This window comes from Pseudomonas sp. LFM046 (assembly GCF_000949385.2).
Taxonomy (GTDB): Bacteria; Pseudomonadota; Gammaproteobacteria; order Pseudomonadales; family Pseudomonadaceae; genus Metapseudomonas.
This window is the reverse complement of the sequence record NZ_JYKO02000001.1, coordinates 126357-139653: the sequence shown is the minus strand read 5'-3', so window position 1 is coordinate 139653 and position 13297 is coordinate 126357. Positions and strand designations below refer to the sequence as shown.

The window sequence follows — 13297 nt, the reverse complement described above, 5'->3', positions numbered from 1 at the left end:
ATGCGTGCCGACCTCGAAATCATCCAGGACTGGATTCCCGCCGGCAGCCGGGTACTCGACCTCGGTTGCGGCCGCGGCGAACTGCTCGCCTCGCTGCGCGACACCAAGCAGGTCAGCGGCTACGGCCTGGAAATCGACCCGGAAAACATTGCCCATTGCATCGATCGCGGGGTGAACGTGATCGAACAGGACCTCGACAAGGGCCTGGGCAACTTCGCCAGCAACAGCTTCGATGTGGTGGTGATGACCCAGGCGCTGCAGGCCGTGCACTACCCGGACCGCATCCTCAAGGAAATGCTGCGGGTGGGCCGCGAGTGCATCATCACCTTCCCCAACTTCGGCCACTGGCGCTGCCGCTGGTACCTGGCGCGCTATGGGCGCATGCCGGTGTCGGAGTTCCTGCCCTACACCTGGTACAACACGCCAAACATCCACTTCTGCACCTTCAAGGACTTCGAGGCGCTGTGCCGCGAAATGCAGGTGAAGGTGCTCGACCGTCTGGCCGTGGACAACGAGCACAGGCACAACCTGCCCAGCCGGGTTTGGCCTAATCTGTTGGGTGAGATCGGCATCTATCGCGTCAGCGGCCCCGGCCTCGCCGACCACCGCGTCGCAGTCTGAACCCAAGGAGACCCAGCATGCGTCGTCTAGCCCTGTTCCTTTTCGCCCTCTGCCTGGCCCTGCCGGCAGCCGCCGAGCGCAAGCAGACCTTCGGCGATATGGATGTCCACTACAACGCCTTCAATTCCAGCTTCCTGCAGCCGGACATCGCGGCGGCCGTCGGCCTGACCCGCAGCAAGACCCAGGGCGTGGTCAACGTCGCCGTGCTCAAGGCCGGCAAGGCCAGCACCGCCAACGTCAGCGGCCAGGTGAAGAACCTGCTCGGCCAGGTCACCCCGCTGCAGTTCAAGCAGATCAACGAAGGCGAGGCCATCTACTACCTAGCGCAGTTCCCCTTCAACGAGCGTGAAGTGTTGAACTTCACCCTCAACGTCCAACGCGGAGACGAAGCGGCCCATAGCTTCAGCTTCGACCAGGAATTCTTCCCCGACCAATGATGCCCTTCAAAGAACTGGTGCTGGCCAGCCACAACGCCGGCAAACTCAAGGAACTCCAGGCCATGCTCGGCGACAGCGTGAAAGTGCGCTCCATCGCCGAGTTCAGCGAAGTCGAGCCGGAAGAGACCGGCCTGTCCTTCGTCGAAAACGCCATCCTCAAGGCCCGCAATGCGGCTCGGGTATCCGGCCTGCCGGCACTCGCCGACGACTCCGGGCTCGCGGTGGATTTCCTCGGCGGCGCTCCCGGCATCTATTCGGCGCGCTACGCCGATGGCAAGGGTGACGCGGCGAACAACGCCAAGCTGCTGGACGTCCTGCGCGACGTGCCCGAAGCCGAGCGCGGCGCACAGTTCATCTGCAGCCTGGCGCTGCTGCGGCACGCCGAAGATCCGCTGCCGATCCTCTGCGAAGGCATCTGGCGCGGCCACATCCTGTTCGAGGCCCGTGGCGAGCACGGCTTCGGCTACGACCCGCTGTTCTGGGTCCCCGAATGCGAATGCTCCAGCGCCGAACTCTCCCCCATCGACAAGAACCAGCTCAGCCACCGCGCCCGCGCCATGGCCCTGCTCAAGCAGCGGCTGGGGATATGAAAACCACAGGCACGCACCCGGAGGCTGGAAGCGAAACTCTCGGCTTCCAGCTCCCACCCCTGGCGCTCTACGTCCATATCCCCTGGTGCGTGCGCAAGTGCCCCTACTGCGACTTCAACTCCCACGCCGCGGGCGCCGAGCTGCCTGAAGAGGCCTACATCGACGCCCTGCTGGACGACCTCGACCAGGACCTCGGCCATGTCCACGGCCGCGAACTGACGTCGATCTTCTTCGGCGGCGGCACGCCCAGCCTGTTCAGCGCCAATGCCATCGGCCGCCTGCTGGATGGCGTGGAACAGCGGGTGCCGTTCTCCCGCGACATCGAGATCACCCTCGAAGCCAACCCCGGCACCTTCGAGCAGGCCAAGTTCGCCGCCTACCGTCAGCTCGGCATCAATCGCCTGTCGATCGGCGTGCAGAGCTTCCAGGAAGCCAAGCTCAAGGCGCTCGGGCGCATCCACAATGGCGACGAAGCCATCCGCGCCGCCGACATGGCGCGCAAGGCCGGCTTCGACAACTTCAACCTCGACCTGATGCACGGACTTCCGGAGCAATCCATCGAGGACGCCCTGGAAGACCTGCACACCGCCATCGCCCAGGCACCGACGCACCTGTCCTGGTACCAGCTGACCATGGAGCCGAACACGGTGTTTTGGAGCCAGCCGCCGGAACTGCCGGAGGACGACATCCTCTGGGACATCCAGGAAGCCGGCCAGGCACTGCTGGCCGAGCAGGGCTATGCGCAGTACGAGGTGTCCGCCTACGCCCGCAACGGCCTGCGCGCGCGGCACAACCTCAATTACTGGAGCTTCGGCGACTTCCTCGGCATCGGCGCCGGCGCCCATGCCAAGCTGAGCAGCCCGGACGGTCGCATCATCCGCAGCTGGAAAACCCGCCTGCCCAAGGACTACATGGACCCGGCCAAGCGCTTCCAGGCCGGCGAGCGCCACCTGGAACACGACGAGCTGCCCTTCGAATTCCTCATGAACGTGCTGCGCCTCACGGACGGCGTGCCCGCAGCATTGTTCACTCAGCGCACCGGCCTGCCGCTGGAGAGCCTGGCGGCAGCACGCCTCGAGGCCGAGACCCGTGGCCTGCTACTGAAGGACCCGCAACGCCTGGTGGCCACCACCGAAGGCCAGCTGTTCCTCAATGACCTGCTGCAGCACTTCCTGCCTTGACGGGCGGGCTGCGGATTTGGAATCGTCTGCCCCCGAACCCTACGCCAAGGACCCCTGGATGGAAGTCGTACTGGACCTGATCGCCACCCTGTCGCGCTGGAGCCGCGGCCACCTGCACGATATCGCCCTGGCCATCATGGCCACCGTACTGGTGCTCTTCGGGCCCGCCCTCAATGCCTGGCTGCAACAACGTATCGGCAGCCTCAACTTCCTCTTCCGCACCCTGCTCTTCGTGCTGCTCTGCGCGCTGGGCTACGGCCTGGCGATGATCTATCTCACGCCCTGGCTGGCCAAGGGGCTCGGCTACTTCAACAACTACACCCTGGCGCCCGTCCTGCTACTAGTCTTCTTCGTGATCGGCGTGATCGCCGATCGCAACTGAGGCCGACGGCTTCCCCGGCGGCCATTGGCCGCCAATCCAGGGAGCACGCCCATGAAGCCGATCAAGCACCTCTACCTGCATTTCCAGGACGGCCAGCGCCTGGCCTTGCGCTTCCCCCAGCAGTCCTCCAATCCCGTGGAGATTGCCCACGGTCTGCGCCGCCAGATGGAATCGCCCTTTCTCAGCATCGAGGTAGACGGCGACTTGCTGCTGATCCCCCGCGAAAGCATCAAGTACCTGCAGATCAGCCCCGCACCACCGGCGCTGCCGGAATCGACGCTGACGGGGGCAGAGCTGATCAACTGAACGGCATGACCCAAAAGGGCTCGGCGGTAGGGTGCGCCGTGCGCACCAGTTGGCTCGCGCAGATTTTCCGGTGCACATGGCGCACCCTACGGATTGCCGCCTGCCATAGAACGCGGCCCATTAAAAAGCCGCCCCTGGGGGCGGCTGGGTTGGCCAGGCAGGCCGGAATCAGTTGCCTTCGCGTCGCAGTGCCTGAGGCGTGAAGTCCCTCGGATAGAGCGATGCGTTGAAATCGTACATGGGCTCGTTGTTGTCCAGGCCATCCACGAAGTATCGGCTACCCACGAAATCGTAGATGGTTTCCAGCGTGCTGCCGAACATCGGTGCGTCGTAGTAGCTGATCGGGTGGCTTTCCTGCATGCCGCTCAGGTTGCCGTCCTTGTCGTAGAGGTCGACGGCCAGGATCTGCCAGCTGTCCTCATCCAGGTAGAAGCGGCGCTTGGCGTAAGGATGGCTGAAGCCCTTGCGCAGGGTCGCTTCCACCACCCAGACGCGGTGCTGCTCGTAGCGCAGCAGGTCGGGATTCACGAAGTTCGCCTTGAGGATCTGCTCGTAGGGGATGCCCTTCTGGTGGACGGCATAGCTGTTGTAGGGCACCAGCATTTCCTGCTTGCCCAGCAACTGCCACTCGTAGCGGTCCGGCGCACCGTTGTAGGAGTCCACCACATCGGCGGTGGCCAGGCCGTTGGTGTCGGGCTGCAGGGTGTCGTAGGCCAGCATGGGCAGGCGACGGACACGGCGCTCGCCACGGTTGAAGCGCCAGGCTTTGCGGATCGACAGCACCTGGTCGAGGGTTTCCTGGACCACCAGCGCCGAGCCGGACAGCTTGGACGGCGCCACCACGCGGTACTTGTAGAAGAACAGGGTGTTCTCCAGGTTCGCCGGGGTCATGCCGTCGCGACCGTAGACGAAGTAGATGTCCCGCTCCAGCTTCAGCAGGTTGTAGCTGCCGTTGGCGAGCACCGCGGCCTGGTTGGTGGTGAAGTGAACCTGTTCGCCGCGATAGCGCAGGATGTGGTTCCAGATGGCTTCCAGGCCGCTGGCCGGGATGGGGAAGGGAACGCCCGCAGCCACACCCTGGACACCGTTGCCACCCGCGATCAGCTCGCCGTTCTGCGCATTGAAGCGGGTGGCGTCGTAGATGCGCTGCGGCGCCGCGGCACTGCGGTGGGTCGGGAAGACCCGCAGCTTGTAGTCCGGATACTGCTGCAGGAGCGCCTTGTAGCCCGGCGTCAGCAGCTTGTCGTACTGGCTGATGTTGCGGCTGTCGACGACGAAGCGCAGGCCGTCTGCCGCATAGGGATCGGGGTGGTGCATGCCTGGCTGGTAGCCGGCGGGCGGCGTGGCGAGGCCACCATCCCAGGCCGGAATGGTGCCGTCGGCATTGCCGGCACGCTCGCCGCCGAGCGGGGTGAGGTCCTGCCCAAGACGGGCAGCCTGGGTAACGTCGACCTTGGCCTGGGCCTGCAGGGCGCAGCCGGCCAGGAGCAGATATCCGAAAGTTTTCAACAACACAGCCTTCTCCTCGCGACGCAGGTGGCGCCGCGTCGCTCTTATTCTTATTCCGCCTGCCGTCGGGCAGGCGTTGCTATCGTCGGATCAGGTGAGGTGCCGGGTGGTCCCGGTCTAGTCAGGTCTACCGGGGCGCCGCAGGGCGCCGGCCGGTCAATCGATGCGCTGGAACTTGAGGTCCCAGACGCCGTGGCCGAGGCGTTCGCCGCGGCGTTCGAACTTGGTCACCGGACGTTCGTCCGGGCGCGGGACGTAGCGACCGTCTTCCGCCAGGTTGCGGTAGCCCGGCGCCACGTTCATCACTTCCAGCATGTGCTCGGCGTAATGCTCCCAATCGGTGGCCATGTGCAGCACGCCACCGACCTTGAGCTTCTGGCGCACCAGCTCGGCGAAGGACGCCTGGACGATGCGACGCTTGTGGTGGCGGGACTTGTGCCAGGGATCGGGGAAGAACAGCAGGACGCGGTCCAGGCTGGCGTCGGCCACGCAGTCGCGCAGCACTTCCAGGGCGTCGCAGCTGTAGACGCGGATGTTGCTCAGGCCCTGGGTCATGGCGCCGTTCAACAGGGCGCCGACGCCGGGACGGTGCACCTCGACGCCGATGAAGTCCTGCTCCGGCGCGGCGGCGGCCATCTCCAGGGTGGCGTGGCCCATGCCGAAGCCGATCTCGAAGGTGCGCGGTGCAGTACGGCCGAACAGGGCGTCGAAGTCCTGCAGGCCATCGGCCAGCTCCAGGCCGAACTTCGGCCAGCCCTGGTCGAGGCCGCGCTGCTGGCCTTCGGTCATGCGCCCGGCACGCATCACGAAGCTTTTGATGGTGCGGTGATGGCGCGTTTCGTCGGCGGCGGCCGGCGAGCCCTGTTCTTCAATCATGCTTGCGAAACCTGTCAGTGGAATTCAGAACCTGCTCACGATCTTGCGAGCTAGAGCCATGCAAGGCAAAAACAGGTGAGGACGCGGAGTTTACGAGCGGTAAATGAGCATCCGAACCTGTTTTTAACGCCGCAGGGCCAACGCGCAGCTGATCGTGACCGGTTCTCAGCGAATCAGTCCGTCCAGCGGCGACGAAGCACTGGCGTAGAGCTTGCGCGGCATACGCCCGGCCAGGTAGGCGAGGCGGCCGGCGACGATGGCGTGCTTCATGGCCTCGGCCATCATCACGGGGTTCTGCGCGTGGGCGATGGCGGTGTTCATCAGCACGGCCTCGCAGCCCAGCTCCATGGCGATGGTGGCGTCAGAGGCGGTGCCCACGCCGGCATCCACCAGCACCGGAACCTTGGCTTCTTCGAGGATGATGCGCAGGTTCCAGGGGTTGCAGATGCCCATGCCCGAGCCGATCAGGCCGGCCAGCGGCATTACGGCGATGCAGCCGATCTCAGCCAGCTGGCGGGCGATGATGGGGTCGTCGCTGGTGTAAACCATGACGTCGAAGCCGTCCTTGACCAGCTGTTCAGCGGCCTTGATGGTCTCGACGACGTTGGGGAAGAGGGTCTTCTGGTCAGCCAGGACTTCCAGCTTGACCAGCTTGTGGCCATCCAGCAGCTCGCGGGCCAGGCGGCAGGTGCGCACCGCTTCTTCGGCGTTATAGCAGCCGGCGGTGTTCGGCAGGATGGTGTACTTGTCCGGGGAAATCACGTCCAGCAGATTGGGCTCGCCCGGGTTCTGGCCGATGTTGGTCCGGCGCACGGCCACGGTGACGATCTCGGCGCCGGAAGCCTCGATGGCGACACGGGTTTCCTCGAGGTCCTTGTACTTGCCGGTGCCCACCAGCAGACGCGACTGATAGGTACGGCCCGCGAGGGTGAAGGGCTTGTCGATCGGCGTGTGGCTCATGCTGGACTCCTGGCGGGCAGAGGGAAGGCGCGAAGCGCGAAACGGGGACTGCAGGTGGATGCGGCTGAGTGGGCGCGAGGCCCGCGACTAGCCGCCGCCTATGGCGTGGACCACCTCGATGCGATCGCCTTCGCGCAGGGCAGTGGCGGCGTGCTGGCTGCGCGGCACGATGTCGAGGTTGAGCTCGACTGCGACGCGGCGACCTGCCAGGTCCAGGCGGGCAATGAGGTCCGCGACAGTCTGGCCCTCAGGCAGCTCGAAGGGTTCGCCGTTCAACTGAATGCGCATGACGGGTCGGTCACAACTGGAAAAGGGGACGGCATTCTAGCCCGATAGCCGCGCGGCACCAAGGCAAAAGGACGCCATTCGTCCCGCAATTTGACGCCATGGTCAAGTTAGCGACTACTCAGATTCCAGGCCGCCAGCCCCAGGCACAACCACCCGGCGAGGAAGGCCAGGCCGCCGAAGGGTGTGATGATGCCGAGCTTGCCGATGCCCGACAGGGTCAGCAGGTAGAGACTGCCGGAGAACAGCAGGATACCGAGGGCGAAGAACCCCCCGGCCAGGGTCAGCAGACGGCTCGGCGCGTGCAGCGCCAGCAGGGCGACGCCGAACAGGGCCAGGGCGTGGATCAACTGGTAGTGGGTGCCGGTCTGGAACACCGCCAGGTGCTCGGGAGTCAGCCTGCTCTTGAGGCCATGGGCGGCGAAGGCGCCAAGGGCCACCCCGGTAAATCCGGTGAATGCGGAAAGCAGCAGGTACAGGCGCGCCATGGGGACTCCAGACTCGGGACGGACGGCCGCTATAATGGCGCGCAAATTTCCCCGGGCCAAGCCAGCATGCTCCGCACCATCCGCCGCCGATTGTTCACACTGCTGCTCTGGTTCGCGGCGGCGTCCGTGCTGCTGGTGATCCTGTTCCGCTGGGTCCCGCCACCGGGCACCATGCTGATGGTGGAGCGCAAGATCGAATCCTGGATCGACGGCAAACCCATCGACATCGAGCGCGACTGGGTGTCGTGGGACGAGCTGCCCGACGACCTGAAGATCGCAGTGGTCGCTGCGGAAGACCAGAAATTCGCCGAGCACTGGGGCTTCGACGTCCCCGCCATCCGCAAGGCCCTGGCCCACAACGAGCGCGGCGGTTCCATCCGAGGCGCCAGCACCCTCAGCCAGCAGGTGGCGAAGAACCTCTTCCTCTGGTCCGGGCGCAACTGGTTGCGCAAGGGGCTGGAGGTCTGGTTCACCGGCCTGATGGAGCTGTTCTGGCCCAAGCAACGGATCCTCGAGGTCTACCTGAACAGCGTGGAATGGGGCAACGGCGTCTTCGGCGCCGAAGCTGCGGCGCGCCATCACTTCGGCGTACCCGCCAAGCGTTTGTCGCGCCAGCAGGCGGCACTGCTGGCGGCGGTGCTGCCCAACCCCCGGGAGTGGAGCCCTACTCGCCCCGGCGCCTACGTTGCTCGTCGCGCCGGCTGGATCCGTCGGCAGATGAACCAGCTGGGCGGCGCCAATTACGTGCAACAACTCTGACGCATCGGGGCTCGTGTCTCAGTAGGCCAAGCCTCGAAAGCAGGGCTGAAGCCCACCCGCCAATGGACACGCCCTGGGATTCAGTGAGTTATCGACTCGCGCGGCACCAGATGCAGCAGCTGCAGCTTGCCGTCCACCAGGTGAGCGCTCAGCCCCTGCTGGGGATAGACCCAGGCCTCGCCGTCGCCCGTGCGCACGCGCAGTCGCGGCGGCCCGATGCTGGCGGCCAGGCGCGCCGCCGAGACTTCGGCCATGGGCACCATGTTCAACACGGCCACCCGGTGTCCGCCCAGTTGCTCCAGCATGTCCGCGCTGAGGGGCTGCTCGTCGGCACCCTTGCCCAGCGCCTTGCCCAGGCTGGTGTGCTCGCTGTCGCTGAGCTGCAGTTCCGCTTCCAGGCGCCAGGAGCCCTCCTCCCGGTCCTGCTCGGAGCGATAGACCAGGCGCGGCCCCTCGGGCCGTGGCTGCAGCCAGAGTTCGCCCGGCGCCAGTTCGGCCAGCTGTTCCAGGGTCAGGTCTTCCTCGGAAAGCGGTTCGATTACCGCCTCCTGCCAGTCCACCAGCCAGGGCAACGGTGCGGCATGGTCAGGCTGCCGACTCATCCACAACGCCATGGAAAAGAACAGCACGGCGACCGCGCCGAATAGCAACCAGTGACCGGAGCGCAAGGGCGGCATGGGCATGGTGATTTTCTCCGGACAGAAAAAAGCCGCACCGAAGTGCGGCTTTTCTGGGTTTCAGCATTACGCCTGAATGAAGCCCTTGAGCTTGTTCATGGCGTTCTTCTCCAGCTGGCGGATGCGCTCGGCGGAGACGTTGTACTTGGCCGCCAGGTCGTGCAGCGTCGCCTTCTCCTCGGCCAGCCAACGCTGGTAGAGGATGTCGCGGCTGCGTTCGTCCAGGCCGTCCAGCGCTTCGTGCAGGTTGGCGGTGGAGCTGTCGCTCCAGTCCGCTTCTTCCAACTGGCGCGCCGGGTCGTAGCGATGGTCTTCCAGGTAATGGGCCGGAGCCTGGAAAGCCGTGTCGTCGTCGGCATCGGCCGCCGGGTCGAAGGCCATGTCCTGGCCGGTTAGCCGGCTTTCCATCTCGCGCACTTCATGGGGCTCGACGCCAAGGGTGTCGGCCACCGCGTGGACTTCATCGTTGTTCAGCCAGGTCAGACGCTTCTTCTGGCTGCGCAGGTTGAAGAACAGCTTGCGCTGCGCCTTGGTGGTGGCGACTTTGACGATACGCCAGTTGCGCAGGATGAACTCGTGGATCTCGGCCTTGATCCAGTGCACCGCGAAGGACACCAGGCGTACACCCATCTCGGGGTTGAAGCGCTTGACGGCCTTCATCAGGCCCACGTTGCCTTCCTGGATGAGGTCGGCCTGGGCCAGGCCGTAGCCGGAATAACTCTTGGCGATATGCACGACGAAGCGCAGGTGCGCCAATACCATTTGCCGTGCCGCTTCCAGATCTTGTTCGTAGAAGAGGCGTTCGGCCAGTTCGCGCTCCTGCTCGACGGACAACAGCGGGATGCCGTTGACCGCATGCACGTACGCCTCCAGGTTCGCACCGGGGGCCAGGGCATAGACAGGTTGCAGGGAAGTGGTCATGCGAATCCTCCGATTCACTAAAGCTCGCGCAGTGTAGCACTGGCCTATCTGACTGCAAGGGGGTGTAAAAGTTTCCTTACACCCCGTTGCACAGACTGCGACAACCGGAGATTTCTAGCGGGGCGCCAGCTCGCTCAGATGGCGGGCAACGGCCAGCCAGGCGCCAATGTAGCCCAGCAGCACCGCCCCCACGAGCAGTGACAGTCCGTCGGCCAGCGGCACGCCCGCCAGGGCGAAATCGCTGCCATACAGACCGGCCAGCCGCACCACCGCGTCGTTCAGCCAATTCAGGCCATAGGCCAGCACCAGCCAGGCCAGCAGGCCCGCACCAGTGCCATAGAGTGCGCCCATATAGAGGAAGGGACGCCGCACGTAGCTGTCGGTCCCGCCCACCAGTTTGATCACCTCGATCTCGGTGCGGCGGTTCTCGATATGCAGACGAATGGTATTACCGATCACCAGCAGCAACGCCAGGATCAGCAACACAGCCAGGCCGAAGACGAACCGCTCGCCCAGCTTGAGGATCGCGGACAGGCGCTCGACCCAGACCAGGTCCAGCTGCGCCTGCTCGACGCCCGACTGTTCGGCAAGGCGCTGGCGCAGGGCTTCCAGGCCGGCCTTGTCGATTTCCTTCGGCGTCACCAGGACCACGCCCGGCAGCGGGTTCTGCGGGAGTTCCTTGAGGGCTTCGCCGAGGCCGGATTGTTGCTGCAGTTCGGCCAGGGCCTGTTCGCGGCTGATCCACTCGGCCTCGGCCACGTCCGGCATGCCGGCGATCTCGTCCCGCAGCTTCTGCCCCTGGGCTTCGCTGGCGTCCATCTTCATGAACAGGGAAATCTGCGCCGCGCGCTGCCAGGAACCGCCCAGGCGCTCGACGTTGCTGAGCAGCAGCGACAGGCCCATGGGCAGGCTGAGGGCGATGGCCATCACCAGGCAGGTGAAGAAGCTGCCGATGGGCTGGCGACCCAGGCGACGCAGGCTGTCCACCAGGCTGGTGCGGTGGCTCTCCAGCCAGGCGTGCAGCAGAGTGCGAAAATCCGGGCCTTCGTCGCCCTTCTCCGGGTTCTCGACATGACGCGGCGAGGCACCGACACGTTCGGCCGGCTTTGGCGGCGGCATCTGCTTGGCGCTCATCAGACAGCCTCCCCGTCACCGATCAGACGACCGCGTTGCAGGGTGAGCAGGCGGTGACGCATGCGCGCGATAAGCGCCAGGTCGTGACTGGCGATCAGCACTGTGGTGCCCAAGCGATTGATGTCCTCGAATACGCCCATGATCTCGGCGGCCAGGCGCGGGTCCAGGTTACCGGTGGGTTCGTCCGCCAGCAGCAGGGCCGGGCGGTGGACCACAGCGCGGGCAATGCCGACACGCTGCTGCTGACCGGTGGACAGGTCGGCCGGGTACAGCTCTGCCTTGTCCGCCAGGGAGACGCGCTCCAGGGCCACGCTGACCCGCTTGGCGATTTCCGCCTTGGACAGGCCATGGATCTGCAGCGGCAGGGCGACGTTGTCGAACACGCTTCGGTCGAACAGCAGCTGGTGATTCTGGAAGACGACGCCGATCTGGCGGCGCAGGAAGGGGATCTGCGAATTGGTGATGGTCGACAGGTCCTGCCCGGCCAGCAGCAGCTTTCCGCTGGTGGGGCGCTCCATCGCCAGCAGCAGGCGCAGCAGCGTGCTCTTGCCGGCGCCGGAGTGGCCAGTAACGAAGAGGAACTCGCCGCGGCGAACGCGGAAGCTCAGTTCGTGCAGGCCAACGTGACCATTGGGATAGCGCTTGCCGACCTGCTCGAATCGAATCATGCAGACTCCCGCTCAGCGAAGAGGGCCTTGACGAAGGCGTCGGCTTCGAAGGTGCGCAGGTCGTCGATGCCTTCGCCAACGCCGATGTAGCGGATCGGCAGACTGAACTGCTTGGCCAGGGCGAAGATCACCCCGCCCTTGGCGGTGCCGTCCAGTTTGGTCAGCGCCAGGCCGGACAGGCTGACCGCCTGGTGGAACTGCTTGGCCTGGTTGATGGCGTTCTGCCCGGTGCCGGCATCCAGCACCAGCAGCACTTCGTGGGGAGCCGACTCGTCCAGCTTGCCGATCACGCGGCGCACCTTCTTCAGCTCTTCCATCAGGTTGTCCTTGGTGTGCAGGCGGCCGGCGGTGTCGGCGATCAGCACATCAATGCCACGGGCCTTGGCGGCCTGCACGGCGTCGAAGATCACGGAGGCGGAATCGGCGCCGGTGTGCTGGGCGATCACCGCAATATTGTTGCGCTCGCCCCAGACCTGCAGCTGCTCCACGGCAGCGGCGCGGAAGGTATCGCCAGCGGCCAGCATCACCTTCTTGCCTTCCAGCTGCAGCTTCTTGGCCAGCTTGCCGATGGTGGTGGTCTTGCCGACGCCGTTCACGCCGACCACGAGGATCACGTAAGGCGCGCGGCCGCCGTCGATCTTCAGCGGCTGCTCCACCGGACGCAGCAGGGCGGCCAGTTCTTCCTGAAGGGCCTGATAGAGCGCGCCACTGTCGGCCAGCTGCTTGCGTGCGACCTTCTGGGTCAGGCTCTGGACGATGGCACTGGTGGCTTCCACGCCGACGTCGGCGGTGAGCAGACGGGTTTCGATTTCGTCCAGCAGGTCGTCGTCGATGGCCTTGCGCCCGAGGAACAGGCTGGCCATGCCTTCGCCGATACTTGCGCTGGTTTTCGACAGGCCCTGCTTGAGACGGGCGAAGAAACCGGCCTTGGCGGGCTCGGCCGCAGCCGCAACGGCCTGTGCGACCGGAGTCGGCGCAGCTGTCGGAACACTCTGATCCACGACTGGTGCAGGTGCAGCAGGCTCGACCGCTGCGGGAGTCTCGGCAATCACCGGAGCCGGGGTGGGCGCAGGCGCTGGCGCTTCAACCACGGGAGCGGCGGCTTCGACCACAACCGGCGCCACGACGGGCTCAGGAGCCGGAACAGGCGCGATCACAGGCGCTGGAGCGGGGGTCGAAACCGGCTCGACTGCGCGCTCGGCAACAGGAGCAACGGTGGCAGCAACCGGGGCAGTTTCGGGTGCGGGCGCAGGCGCGGCCGGCGCTTCAGCCTCGACAGGGGCCACCGGTTCCGTCGGAGCGACGGGAGCGGTTTCCTGGGGCTTCTTGCGCAGCCAGCCGAACAAGGATTTCTTTTCCCCGGCCTGCGCCGGAGCCTTCTTGTCGTCGTTGGAACCAAACATGAGTCGATTGCATCTCAAGGGAGCTGCAGTGCTGGCTCTATGCCGGCCAGCTTCGCCGCCCCGGGAAAGGATGGGGTATCCTAGCACCTCTTCGCCCGCA

At 65.5% G+C, this 13297-nt stretch carries 17 protein-coding genes; 7 read left to right on the top strand and 10 right to left on the bottom strand.

The window, feature by feature from the left end:
• From metW to TQ98_RS00670, 6 genes are read left to right on the top strand one after another with little or no spacing between them, the layout of a single operon-like run.
• Positions 1-621, top strand: coding sequence for a methionine biosynthesis protein MetW (metW, locus tag TQ98_RS00695; RefSeq protein WP_044871030.1), 621 nt, complete (start codon positions 1-3; stop codon positions 619-621).
• Positions 622-638: 17 nt separating this feature from the next.
• Entirely contained in the window at positions 639-1058 is a 420-nt protein-coding gene (locus TQ98_RS00690) for a DUF4426 domain-containing protein (RefSeq protein WP_044871029.1), read from the top strand.
• Entirely contained in the window at positions 1055-1648 is a 594-nt protein-coding gene (gene rdgB / locus TQ98_RS00685; RefSeq protein ID WP_044871028.1) for an RdgB/HAM1 family non-canonical purine NTP pyrophosphatase, read from the top strand. The genes TQ98_RS00690 and rdgB overlap by 4 nt, the downstream gene beginning before the upstream one ends.
• Complete coding sequence (gene hemW, locus TQ98_RS00680; RefSeq protein ID WP_044871027.1) at positions 1645-2829, top strand: radical SAM family heme chaperone HemW; 1185 nt, start codon at positions 1645-1647, stop codon at positions 2827-2829. Before rdgB ends, hemW begins: the two co-directional genes overlap by 4 nt.
• 58 nt (positions 2830-2887) lie before the next feature.
• Positions 2888-3211 (top strand): DUF3392 domain-containing protein, encoded by a 324-nt coding sequence (locus tag TQ98_RS00675; protein WP_044871026.1) that lies wholly within the window; start codon positions 2888-2890, stop codon positions 3209-3211.
• Between the two features lie 51 nt (positions 3212-3262).
• Entirely contained in the window at positions 3263-3517 is a 255-nt protein-coding gene (locus TQ98_RS00670; RefSeq protein ID WP_044871025.1) for a hypothetical protein, read from the top strand.
• A gap of 168 nt (positions 3518-3685) precedes the next feature.
• On the opposite strand, the gene TQ98_RS00665 is transcribed toward TQ98_RS00670, so the two are convergent.
• The 5 genes from TQ98_RS00665 to TQ98_RS00645 all read right to left on the bottom strand — a co-directional run bounded on the left by TQ98_RS00665 (position 3686) and on the right by TQ98_RS00645 (position 7635).
• Positions 3686-5029 carry a DUF1329 domain-containing protein gene (locus TQ98_RS00665; protein WP_044871308.1) on the bottom strand — a complete coding sequence of 448 codons (1344 nt, stop codon included), beginning with the start codon at positions 5027-5029 and terminating at the stop codon, positions 3686-3688.
• A 153-nt stretch (positions 5030-5182) separates the two neighbouring features.
• Positions 5183-5902, bottom strand: a complete 720-nt coding sequence (gene trmB / locus TQ98_RS00660) for a tRNA (guanosine(46)-N7)-methyltransferase TrmB (RefSeq protein WP_044871024.1) — start codon at positions 5900-5902, stop codon at positions 5183-5185.
• A gap of 165 nt (positions 5903-6067) precedes the next feature.
• Entirely contained in the window at positions 6068-6862 is a 795-nt protein-coding gene (locus TQ98_RS00655) for a thiazole synthase (protein ID WP_044871023.1), read from the bottom strand.
• A gap of 87 nt (positions 6863-6949) precedes the next feature.
• Positions 6950-7150 (bottom strand): sulfur carrier protein ThiS, encoded by a 201-nt coding sequence (gene thiS, locus TQ98_RS00650; RefSeq protein WP_044871022.1) that lies wholly within the window; start codon positions 7148-7150, stop codon positions 6950-6952.
• 107 nt (positions 7151-7257) lie between these two features.
• Complete coding sequence (locus TQ98_RS00645) at positions 7258-7635, bottom strand: DUF423 domain-containing protein (protein WP_044871021.1); 378 nt, start codon at positions 7633-7635, stop codon at positions 7258-7260.
• A 66-nt stretch (positions 7636-7701) separates the two neighbouring features.
• On the opposite strand from TQ98_RS00645, the gene mtgA reads away from it, so the two are divergent.
• Positions 7702-8394, top strand: a complete 693-nt coding sequence (gene mtgA, locus TQ98_RS00640; protein ID WP_044871020.1) for a monofunctional biosynthetic peptidoglycan transglycosylase — start codon at positions 7702-7704, stop codon at positions 8392-8394.
• A gap of 80 nt (positions 8395-8474) precedes the next feature.
• On the opposite strand, the gene TQ98_RS00635 is transcribed toward mtgA, so the two are convergent.
• The 5 genes from TQ98_RS00635 to ftsY form a co-directional block, all read right to left on the bottom strand.
• A complete protein-coding gene (locus TQ98_RS00635; protein WP_052659153.1) occupies positions 8475-9077 on the bottom strand; it encodes a hypothetical protein in 603 nt (200 codons plus the stop codon).
• A 60-nt stretch (positions 9078-9137) separates the two neighbouring features.
• Complete coding sequence (gene rpoH / locus TQ98_RS00630; RefSeq protein WP_044871019.1) at positions 9138-9992, bottom strand: RNA polymerase sigma factor RpoH; 855 nt, start codon at positions 9990-9992, stop codon at positions 9138-9140.
• Positions 9993-10106: 114 nt separating this feature from the next.
• Positions 10107-11126 (bottom strand): permease-like cell division protein FtsX, encoded by a 1020-nt coding sequence (gene ftsX / locus TQ98_RS00625; RefSeq protein WP_044871018.1) that lies wholly within the window; start codon positions 11124-11126, stop codon positions 10107-10109.
• Positions 11126-11794 carry a cell division ATP-binding protein FtsE gene (gene ftsE / locus TQ98_RS00620; RefSeq protein WP_044871017.1) on the bottom strand — a complete coding sequence of 223 codons (669 nt, stop codon included), beginning with the start codon at positions 11792-11794 and terminating at the stop codon, positions 11126-11128. The genes ftsX and ftsE overlap by 1 nt, the downstream gene beginning before the upstream one ends.
• On the bottom strand, positions 11791-13197 hold the full coding sequence (gene ftsY / locus TQ98_RS00615) for a signal recognition particle-docking protein FtsY (RefSeq protein WP_044871016.1): 1407 nt from the start codon (positions 13195-13197) through the stop codon (positions 11791-11793). The genes ftsE and ftsY overlap by 4 nt, the downstream gene beginning before the upstream one ends.
• Positions 13198-13297 lie beyond the last annotated feature (100 nt).

Coding starts and splice junctions, on each gene's coding strand:
- mtgA (WP_044871020.1), top strand. CDS start 7,702: ATGCTCCGCACCATCCGCCGCCGATTGTTCACACTGCTGCTCTGGTTC.
- ftsE (WP_044871017.1), bottom strand. CDS start 11,794: ATGATTCGATTCGAGCAGGTCGGCAAGCGCTATCCCAATGGTCACGTT.
- ftsX (WP_044871018.1), bottom strand. CDS start 11,126: ATGAGCGCCAAGCAGATGCCGCCGCCAAAGCCGGCCGAACGTGTCGGT.
- TQ98_RS00690 (WP_044871029.1), top strand. CDS start 639: ATGCGTCGTCTAGCCCTGTTCCTTTTCGCCCTCTGCCTGGCCCTGCCG.
- ftsY (WP_044871016.1), bottom strand. CDS start 13,197: ATGTTTGGTTCCAACGACGACAAGAAGGCTCCGGCGCAGGCCGGGGAA.
- TQ98_RS00675 (WP_044871026.1), top strand. CDS start 2,888: ATGGAAGTCGTACTGGACCTGATCGCCACCCTGTCGCGCTGGAGCCGC.
- TQ98_RS00670 (WP_044871025.1), top strand. CDS start 3,263: ATGAAGCCGATCAAGCACCTCTACCTGCATTTCCAGGACGGCCAGCGC.
- TQ98_RS00645 (WP_044871021.1), bottom strand. CDS start 7,635: ATGGCGCGCCTGTACCTGCTGCTTTCCGCATTCACCGGATTTACCGGG.
- rdgB (WP_044871028.1), top strand. CDS start 1,055: ATGATGCCCTTCAAAGAACTGGTGCTGGCCAGCCACAACGCCGGCAAA.
- TQ98_RS00635 (WP_052659153.1), bottom strand. CDS start 9,077: ATGCCCATGCCGCCCTTGCGCTCCGGTCACTGGTTGCTATTCGGCGCG.
- thiS (WP_044871022.1), bottom strand. CDS start 7,150: ATGCGCATTCAGTTGAACGGCGAACCCTTCGAGCTGCCTGAGGGCCAG.
- TQ98_RS00655 (WP_044871023.1), bottom strand. CDS start 6,862: ATGAGCCACACGCCGATCGACAAGCCCTTCACCCTCGCGGGCCGTACC.
- rpoH (WP_044871019.1), bottom strand. CDS start 9,992: ATGACCACTTCCCTGCAACCTGTCTATGCCCTGGCCCCCGGTGCGAAC.
- hemW (WP_044871027.1), top strand. CDS start 1,645: ATGAAAACCACAGGCACGCACCCGGAGGCTGGAAGCGAAACTCTCGGC.
- trmB (WP_044871024.1), bottom strand. CDS start 5,902: ATGATTGAAGAACAGGGCTCGCCGGCCGCCGCCGACGAAACGCGCCAT.
- metW (WP_044871030.1), top strand. CDS start 1: ATGCGTGCCGACCTCGAAATCATCCAGGACTGGATTCCCGCCGGCAGC.